The 3,348-nt window shown below is 72.0% G+C and carries 5 protein-coding genes and 1 pseudogene; 1 reads left to right on the top strand and 5 read right to left on the bottom strand.

Features of this window, described 5'->3' with window-relative positions:
* From FREUN1FDRAFT_RS38460 to FREUN1FDRAFT_RS38435, 5 genes and pseudogenes are all read right to left on the bottom strand, one after another.
* Positions 1-504: pseudogene (locus tag FREUN1FDRAFT_RS38460) on the bottom strand (hypothetical protein); the annotation flags it as partial.
* 9 nt (positions 505-513) lie between these two features.
* A complete protein-coding gene (locus tag FREUN1FDRAFT_RS38455) occupies positions 514-888 on the bottom strand; it encodes an HK97-gp10 family putative phage morphogenesis protein (protein WP_006545853.1) in 375 nt (124 codons plus the stop codon).
* 3 nt (positions 889-891) lie between these two features.
* Entirely contained in the window at positions 892-1,593 is a 702-nt protein-coding gene (locus FREUN1FDRAFT_RS38450) for a galactosyltransferase-related protein (RefSeq protein WP_006545852.1), read from the bottom strand.
* Positions 1,590-2,111, bottom strand: coding sequence for a hypothetical protein (locus tag FREUN1FDRAFT_RS45675; protein ID WP_006545851.1), 522 nt, complete (start codon positions 2,109-2,111; stop codon positions 1,590-1,592). The genes FREUN1FDRAFT_RS38450 and FREUN1FDRAFT_RS45675 overlap by 4 nt, the downstream gene beginning before the upstream one ends.
* Positions 2,111-2,902, bottom strand: a complete 792-nt coding sequence (locus FREUN1FDRAFT_RS38435; RefSeq protein ID WP_006545850.1) for a glycosyltransferase family 2 protein — start codon at positions 2,900-2,902, stop codon at positions 2,111-2,113. The genes FREUN1FDRAFT_RS45675 and FREUN1FDRAFT_RS38435 overlap by 1 nt, the downstream gene beginning before the upstream one ends.
* Positions 2,903-2,984: 82 nt before the next feature.
* Here FREUN1FDRAFT_RS38435 and FREUN1FDRAFT_RS38430 point away from each other — a divergent pair, with 82 nt between their 5' ends.
* On the top strand, positions 2,985-3,212 hold the full coding sequence (locus FREUN1FDRAFT_RS38430) for a helix-turn-helix domain-containing protein (protein ID WP_006545849.1): 228 nt from the start codon (positions 2,985-2,987) through the stop codon (positions 3,210-3,212).
* The last annotated feature ends 136 nt before the right edge of the window (positions 3,213-3,348 follow it).

The following is a 3,348-nucleotide window of genomic DNA, read 5'->3' as shown; positions in this document are numbered from 1 at the left end:
GGCGCCGGCCGCGGTGATGTCGACCGCGGAGCCGCCCTGCGTGGTCGACAGCTGCAGGGTGTCCGTCGCCGCGTTGATCACCCAGTAGATGGCGCCGATGGTGAGACCGGTCGGAACAGCGCCGCTCACCCCGGGCAGGATCGTGACGCGCTGGCCGTTGCTGTACCCATGCCCGGGGCAGGTCAGGGTGTCCGTGGTCGCCGCGGTGAACGCCTGCGCGGCCGCGCCCCCGCTGTTCGGGAGCATGCCGCGGAACGTCCCGCCCGTGACCGCGGACCACAGGCCCAGCCAGGACACCGTGCTGCCGGCCGGCATCGCCAGGCTCTCGGCGCCGTTCATCGCGACGACCGCGCTGGTGGCCGCGTCCCAGGCGAGGCCCTGCCGGGCGCTGCTGGATTCGTTGCCGCCGATCGAGCTGTAGCCGCTGTGGGCGGAGAGGTAGCCGAGCATCGTGGCTGCCTCGTCCAGAGCGGCGTTCTTCACCGCGTCCGTCAAGATCGTCACAGGGTCTCCTTAGATTCCGAGCTCGCGGCGGATGTGCCGTTCCAGGCGGCGGGGCAGCTCGGCGCGTTCGGCCTCGGCGGCCGGGCCGAGCATCGGCTGCGGCGGATGCTGGCTGGTGCCGAGCTCCTGGAACAGGCCGTAGAAGCCGTCGCGGGTGAAGCCGACGTCGCCGGCCTGGCCGTCGTCGTCGACCTGGGTATCGATGCCGCTCTCCTGCAGCTCGCCAGTGAGGCGAGGTGCGCGCCGCTCGGCGTCGGTCTTCACCGCGTCGAGGGACTCGGCAACGGCTTGTTTGACGCCTCGCTGGACCCGTTCGCCGATGCGGCGCGCGGCGCCGGCGAGTTCGTCGAGGCCTTCGATCGTGACCGTCTGCCTGCGTGGCATCGGCTACCTCCGCTCGTCGATCAGCAGTCGCAGCGCGCGCCGGTCCCGGCGGGCGGACCGGTAGCGGCCGAGCAGCTGCTGAGACTCGGCGTTGCCGACGGTGCGGGACAGCCGCGGCTGCGGCGGATGCCACAGATGCCACAGCACCCCTGGCAGCCGGACGACCTCACCGAGCAGCGCGTCGGCAGCCCGGCCGAACGCCTCGTCCTCGCCACCCCAGCCGACGAACCGCGGATCCAGGCCACCCACGTCCACCCAGGACTCGCGGCGGATCACGAACAGTCCACCGCCACGCATCCCGCCGTACGGCCGCTCGGCCAGCGAGGCCCGGGCCGCGCCGGCCTCCTCGAGCGCCCCACCGGCGAGCACCCGGCCGGTGGTGGCGGCGGACAGACGGCGGACCTGCCGGTGCGGCATCACCCACGGCGCGCCACCGGCGGCCAGCGCAACCGCCCGGGCCACCGTGTACGTGGGGGTCACCCACACGTCCGCGTCGGCGACGACGAGGACCTCAGCCGTGCAGTCCTCGAGCGCGGCCGCGACGGCGGCCGCCTTGCACCAAGGCCCGGCCGACGCTGGGTGTTCGCCGACCCGCAGCTCCCAGCCAGGGGAGGTGGTACGCCACTGCTTGGCGAGCCAGGCCCAGTGGCGGTCCCGCTCAGCACCGTCCGGTCGGAACGGGACGATCACCGCGACCCGCGTCACGCTCCGAGCTGCGCCAGGCGGGCGTACTTCTCCTCCGTCGAGTGGCCGTCCCAGTCCGAAGGGCGCTTCTCGAGCCCAGGTGGGAACAGGCCCATGTCGGTCTGGCTGACGTGCCAGCTCAGCTGGCCGACCGCCGTGTGGATACAGATCACGGGCCAGTCCGGCTCAGCGGCATCGGCGGCCCAGTGCGCATCGTGGATGCGGGCGAGGTACGCGACCAGCTGCGCGCGTTCCCGGTACGCCGCGGCGATCAGCTTGGCCGATTCCAGGACGGAGGGCTCGCTCGACGCGGGCACCCGCTCCGGCCAGTGCCAGGTACCGCCCGCACGAGAATCCTCGTCCTGGCAGATGTGCTGGTTGAAGAACATGCCCGTCGGGTTCAGCACAGCGAGGCCGACGCAGTCGCCGTTCTCCTTGACTTCCGTGATCACTGCCGCGCGGCAGACGCTCGGGTACTCGCCACCCGGAGTACCAAAGCTGACGTAGTGCACGATCTGGCCGACGCTCGGCGCCTGCATCAGTTCTCCCATCGGAGGTAGGGCGCCGGGTCGCGAACGAGGCCGGCGTCGCGCGGGGACAGGTACCACCAGTGCTCGCGGAACACCTCGTGCAGCAGGTCGTCTCCGCCCTGGGCGTGGAGCTGGCCCCAGGCACGCCAGTGCGCGCCCTCGTGCTCGGGCAGGTCGGGGGCGGCCGCGTAGGCGGCGGCGCCGTTACGCGCCTTGCGGGCGAGCTGCTGCGGCGAGCGGACCGGGAAGTGCCGGATCGCCAGCGCGCCCTCGAGCGCCGGCCCGCCAGCGGGCAGAGTCACCCCGTGGTTGCCCTGGTGAATGACAGCCCCGTCCTGCCAGCGCACCGCCACCTTCGGCAGCGGTCCCGGGTCCGGCTGCCGCCAGACCATCGTGCGAAACGGGTCGTCGCCGGCCTCGTCCAACGCGGAGGCCAGATGGTTGTGGAGCTCGGCGACGGCGTAGGGCCGGCGGCTCAAGGCGAGGACGTCGGCGATCCGACCGGCTGGGGAGTACCAGAGCTCGTCGGCGTCGAACGGCACGATCCAGGCGGCCTCGAACAGGAGACGCGCGGTCCCGGCCAGCTTCGTCATCTTCGCCGACTGGTAGTAGCCGGGATCGGGGTCGTCGAGAACGATCAGCGGCAGGTCGGGCACCAGGCCCTCGAGGATGTCCCGGGTGCCGTCGGTGCTGCCGTTGTCGGCGACGAGCAGCTGGTCGACTTCGCCGGCCATGTGCCGCAGAGTGCCGGCGATGATGTCGGCCTCGTCGCGCACCATCGCGATCCCGACGACTGTCATTGCTCTCCAAGGTCGTTAGATTGCCGATATGGGGCCGCAGCCGATCGAGGTGGGATCTACCGGCGAACGAGTGCGACGTCGCGTGACGCAGCTGCGGAAGGCGCGGCGTCTCACGCTGGTGCAGCTGTCGGAGCGGCTGACCGAGATCGGGCGCCCGATCCTGCCCACCGGCCTGTCCAAGATCGAGCATGGTGAGCGGGGCCTGAGTGTCGACGATCTGGTCGCGCTCGCGGCGGCGTTGGACGTGTCGCCCGAGCAGCTCATCGATCCCGCGCCGATCACGCTGACGGTGGAGACCGTGATTCAGTAGCCGGTGCCGGCGCGCTGGTGCCCGATGTGTTCCACCCACTCGCCGCTGTCCCGCGCACCCCAGAAACCGAACCGCACCCGGTCGCCCGGCACACCCCACGGCAGGCCGCCCGCAGCAGGCCGAGGCCGAACCGGCC

Origin of the sequence: Parafrankia sp. EUN1f (assembly GCF_000177675.1) — a bacterium.
Taxonomy (GTDB): Bacteria; Actinomycetota; Actinomycetes; order Frankiales; family Frankiaceae; genus Parafrankia.
The sequence above is the reverse complement of the archived record's forward strand: the minus strand, read 5'-3'. Positions and strand labels throughout refer to the sequence as shown.

Excerpts from the sequence above, each read along its gene's own strand:
- FREUN1FDRAFT_RS38455 (WP_006545853.1), bottom strand. The coding sequence starts at position 888 with ATGCCACGCAGGCAGACGGTCACGATCGAAGGCCTCGACGAACTCGCC.
- FREUN1FDRAFT_RS45675 (WP_006545851.1), bottom strand. The coding sequence starts at position 2,111 with ATGCAGGCGCCGAGCGTCGGCCAGATCGTGCACTACGTCAGCTTTGGT.
- FREUN1FDRAFT_RS38435 (WP_006545850.1), bottom strand. The coding sequence starts at position 2,902 with ATGACAGTCGTCGGGATCGCGATGGTGCGCGACGAGGCCGACATCATC.